General features: G+C 48.1%; 4 protein-coding genes and 4 tRNA genes. 7 read left to right on the top strand and 1 reads right to left on the bottom strand.

The genetic code is table 11. From position 1 onward, the window contains the following. Window positions 1–97 precede the first annotated feature (97 nt). Together murB and birA are read left to right on the top strand one after the other, a co-directional pair. On the top strand, window positions 98–1,126 hold the full coding sequence (murB, locus tag FCH32_RS23065) for a UDP-N-acetylmuramate dehydrogenase (protein WP_174361583.1): 1,029 nt from the start codon (window positions 98–100) through the stop codon (window positions 1,124–1,126). Then, a complete protein-coding gene (gene birA / locus FCH32_RS23060) occupies window positions 1,123–2,085 on the top strand; it encodes a bifunctional biotin--[acetyl-CoA-carboxylase] ligase/biotin operon repressor BirA (RefSeq protein WP_115259739.1) in 963 nt (320 codons plus the stop codon). The genes murB and birA overlap by 4 nt, the downstream gene beginning before the upstream one ends. 31 nt (window positions 2,086–2,116) lie before the next feature. Here the strand turns inward: birA and coaA are convergent, their stop codons facing one another. After that, window positions 2,117–3,067 carry a type I pantothenate kinase gene (coaA, locus tag FCH32_RS23055; protein WP_096759485.1) on the bottom strand — a complete coding sequence of 317 codons (951 nt, stop codon included), beginning with the start codon at window positions 3,065–3,067 and terminating at the stop codon, window positions 2,117–2,119. A gap of 390 nt (window positions 3,068–3,457) precedes the next feature. Here coaA and FCH32_RS23050 point away from each other — a divergent pair. The 5 genes from FCH32_RS23050 to FCH32_RS23030 all read left to right on the top strand — a co-directional run. Continuing rightward, window positions 3,458–3,533: transfer RNA gene (locus FCH32_RS23050), tRNA-Thr, on the top strand. Between the two features lie 8 nt (window positions 3,534–3,541). Beyond that, a tRNA-Tyr gene (locus FCH32_RS23045) sits at window positions 3,542–3,626 on the top strand. A gap of 115 nt (window positions 3,627–3,741) precedes the next feature. After that, window positions 3,742–3,816: transfer RNA gene (locus FCH32_RS23040), tRNA-Gly, on the top strand. Window positions 3,817–3,821: 5 nt separating this feature from the next. Beyond that, window positions 3,822–3,897, top strand: a tRNA-Thr gene (locus FCH32_RS23035). Between the two features lie 118 nt (window positions 3,898–4,015). After that, the coding region (locus tag FCH32_RS23030; RefSeq protein ID WP_001363157.1) for a GTP-binding protein at window positions 4,016–4,114 on the top strand (99 nt) is incomplete at its 3' end.

Raw genomic sequence — 4,114 nt, 5'->3', positions numbered from 1 at the left:
TTGTCGGTGAGTGCTCAATATCCCACTCTTCCATAACACAAGCCATCCTGAGGCATATGCGGTAAACTAAGCGCGATTTTGCATCAGGAAAGCGTCTATGAATCACTCCCTTAAAGTCTGGAACACCTTCGGTATTGATCAGTATGCTAATGAACTTGTCTGCGCCGAAAATGAGCAACAATTACTGAATGCCTGGCAATCAGCCAATGCATTACAACATCCAGTGCTGATCCTCGGTGGAGGGAGTAACGTCCTGTTTCTTGATGCCTTCTATGGAACGGTGATTGTTAACCGTATTAAGGGCATTCAGGTCACAGAACAACCTGATGCCTGGCATTTGCACGTAGGTGCGGGGGAAAACTGGCATCATCTGGTACAGCATACTCTGCAACTGGGCATGCCAGGGCTGGAAAACCTTGCGCTCATCCCCGGTTGTGTCGGTTCATCGCCGATCCAGAATATCGGTGCTTACGGCGTAGAACTACAGCGTGTCTGTGAATATGTTGATTGCGTTGAACTGTCGACGGGCAAACATTTACGCGTCGCAGCAGCGGAATGCCGTTTTGGCTATCGTGATAGTATCTTCAAACATGAATACCAGGATCGCTTTGCGATCGTTGCAGTTGGGCTGAAACTACCAAAACAATGGCAGCCGGTGCTGACCTACGGCGACTTAACTCGCCTGGATCCCTCGACGGTGACGCCGCAGCAAGTGTTTGATGCCGTCTGTCATATGCGTACAACTAAACTACCCGACCCTAAAATACAGGGTAACGCGGGGAGCTTCTTTAAAAATCCCGTCGTTACCGCAGAAGTTGCTCAGGTGCTGCTGTCACAATTCCCGACAGCGCCTCATTACCCTCAAAAAGATGGCTCTGTGAAACTGGCTGCTGGCTGGCTTATCGATCAATGTCAGCTAAAAGGGGCGAGTATAGGTGGTGCTGCGGTACATCAGCAACAGGCGCTGGTACTCATTAATGCCAACGATGCAACAAGCCAGGATGTGGTGCAGCTTGCCCATCACGTTCGCCAGAAAGTGGGTGCGAAATTTAATGTCTGGCTTGAGCCTGAGGTCCGATTTATTGGACCGAAGGGGGAAATGAACGCCGTGGAGATCATAGCATGAAGGATCATACTGTACCTCTGACGCTTATTTCATTGCTGGCTGATGGTGAATTTCATTCGGGTGAACAGCTAGGTGAAAAGCTTGGCATGAGTCGTGCGGCTATCAATAAACACATCCAGACGTTACGTGACTGGGGTGTTGATGTATTTACCGTTCCCGGTAAAGGATACAGCTTACCGGAACCTATTCAGCTCCTGGATTCATCAGTTATTCATTCCCAACTGGGTGGTGGAAATATTACCGTCCTGCCGGTCATTGATTCGACCAACCAATACCTTTTGGATCGTATTGGGCAACTGGAATCAGGTGATGCCTGCGTCGCTGAATATCAGCAGGCCGGACGTGGCCGTCGTGGGCGTAAATGGTTTTCTCCGTTTGGAGCAAACCTTTACCTCTCAATGTTCTGGCGTCTGGAGCAGGGACCGGCGGCTGCGATTGGCCTGAGCCTGGTCATTGGTATCGTCATGGCAGAAGTATTACGCGATCTGGGTGCCGATAAGGTGCGCGTGAAATGGCCCAACGACCTCTATCTGCTCGATCGTAAACTCGCCGGCATTCTGGTGGAGCTTACCGGCAAAACGGGTGACGCTGCGCAAATTGTTATTGGCGCGGGTATTAATATGGCAATGCGTCGGGTGGAAGAGAGTGTGGTTAATCAGGGCTGGATTAACCTGCAGGAAGCGGGAATTAACATTGATCGTAACACCCTTGCCGCTCGGTTGATCCGTGAGCTGCGTGCAGCACTCGTACTGTTTGAGCAAGAAGGGCTAACGCCTTATTTACCACGTTGGAAGACGCTGGATAATTTTATCAATCGTCCCGTTAAATTGATTATCGGCGATAAAGAAATATTTGGTGTATCCCGGGGAATAGATGCGCAAGGTGCGCTATTACTTGAACAGGATGGCGTGATCAAACCGTGGATGGGTGGAGAAATATCACTCAGAAGCGCAGGGTAATAAAAAGGGGAGCGATAGCTCCCCTTTTTGTTTATTTCCGTAATCTCACTTGTTCAACAGCATGGTTGGCGCTTTTAGTCATGATTAAGCTGGCTCGCTCACGCGTTGGTAAGATATTTTGTTTTAAATTCAGCCAGTTAATTTCTTTCCAAAGTGTTGTGGCGGTATTGATAGCCTCATCTTCAGACAGTTTGGCGTAGTTATGGAAATAAGAGTCGGGGTTGGTAAATGCCCCTTCACGGAATTTCAGGAAACGATTGATATACCACGTCTGGAGTAATTCTTCTGGTGCGTCAACGTAAATAGAGAAGTCGACAAAGTCAGAAACAAATACATGATGTGGATCGTGAGGGTAATCCATCCCACTTTGTAATACGTTTAATCCTTCGAGAATTAAAATATCGGGTTGTGCGACGGTCTTGTCTCCATCAGGGATCACATCATAGATAAGATGTGAATAAACCGGCGCCGTGACGTTAGGGACACCTGACTTGAGGTCGGAAACGAATTTTACCAGACGGTGCATATCGTAGGACTGAGGGAAGCCTTTCTTCTTCATAAGTCCACGGTCTTTCAACACCTGGTTAGGGTGAAGAAAGCCATCGGTGGTAATCAACTCAACCTTGCGATGCTCAGGCCAGCGACTCAACAATGCCTGCAGGACGCGCGCAGTGGTACTTTTTCCTACCGCAACGCTGCCAGCAATACTGATGATATAAGGAATACGCTCGCCGTTGGTGCCTAAAAATTGCTCCAGCACAGCCTGACGGCGCAGGTTTGAACTGATGTAAAAGTTTAGCAAACGCGATAAGGGCAAATAAATCTCGGCAACTTCTTCCAGCGATAAGTCTTCATTAATGCCTTTCAGACGAGCAATCTCTTCCTCGGTCAGGGTCATCGGCACGGAATCACGAAGCGCAGCCCACTGGTTGCGATCAAACTGTAGGTAAGGCGTCATTAACGCTTGCTCTTTTATACTCATACGCATGGTCTGGCTGTCATTGCGATATCAGGTCAGTAATAAAAAATGAATTCATCCCTGGCACGCAATGGCACGTCACATTTCAGTTAATTTGGACAATGGGCAGGAGGGTAACACCAGATGGGAGGGAATAATAAGAAAAAATCATCCCCTGAAAAGCAATGTGACGGGTATTCCAGATGTAAAAAGAGGCACTTTGCATCAGTTGGTATACATATGATGGAGTAAAACACCTCCTGGACGGTCGTGAAACGTTGTAAGTTTGTACAGCCAGGCGCGAAAATAGATTATTTATCGGTCGTATAGTGTAAAATGTGAGCGATAGAACGTTTTATGCGATTTTTTAGTTGCATGAAAGCGCAGGTCTCCATAAAATGCGCGCTACTTGATGCCGACTTAGCTCAGTAGGTAGAGCAACTGACTTGTAATCAGTAGGTCACCAGTTCGATTCCGGTAGTCGGCACCATCAAGTCCGGTGGGGTTCCCGAGCGGCCAAAGGGAGCAGACTGTAAATCTGCCGTCACAGACTTCGAAGGTTCGAATCCTTCCCCCACCACCACTTTCTGGCAGCGTTATCGCCGCCTGGGTTGGTTAGAAAAATTAACCAGCTCAAACAGAAAAGAGAGAAATCTCTTTTTTGTTACAGAAAGAACTGGGTAGCCGAGTTTCAGGATGCGGGCATCGTATAATGGCTATTACCTCAGCCTTCCAAGCTGATGATGCGGGTTCGATTCCCGCTGCCCGCTCCAGACGTGCTGATATGGCTCAGTTGGTAGAGCGCACCCTTGGTAAGGGTGAGGTCCCCAGTTCGACTCTGGGTATCAGCACCACTTCACTTCTCCTTCCCGTTTCTCTCTGTTTACTTTTAAAAGCATTCAACAGTTCAGGTATATTGCCTGGTTGATGTGGTGATATCACCGATTTATCCGTGTCTTAGAGGGACAATCGATGTCTAAAGAAAAATTTGAACGTACAAAACCGCACGTTAACGTCGGTACTATCGGCCACGTTGACCATGGTAAAACAACGCTGACTGCTGCAATCACT

The sequence above is a fragment of the Citrobacter gillenii genome, from assembly GCF_013337685.1.
Classification (GTDB): Bacteria; Pseudomonadota; Gammaproteobacteria; order Enterobacterales; family Enterobacteriaceae; genus Citrobacter; species Citrobacter gillenii.
The sequence above is the reverse complement of the archived record's forward strand: the minus strand, read 5'-3'. Positions and strand labels throughout refer to the sequence as shown.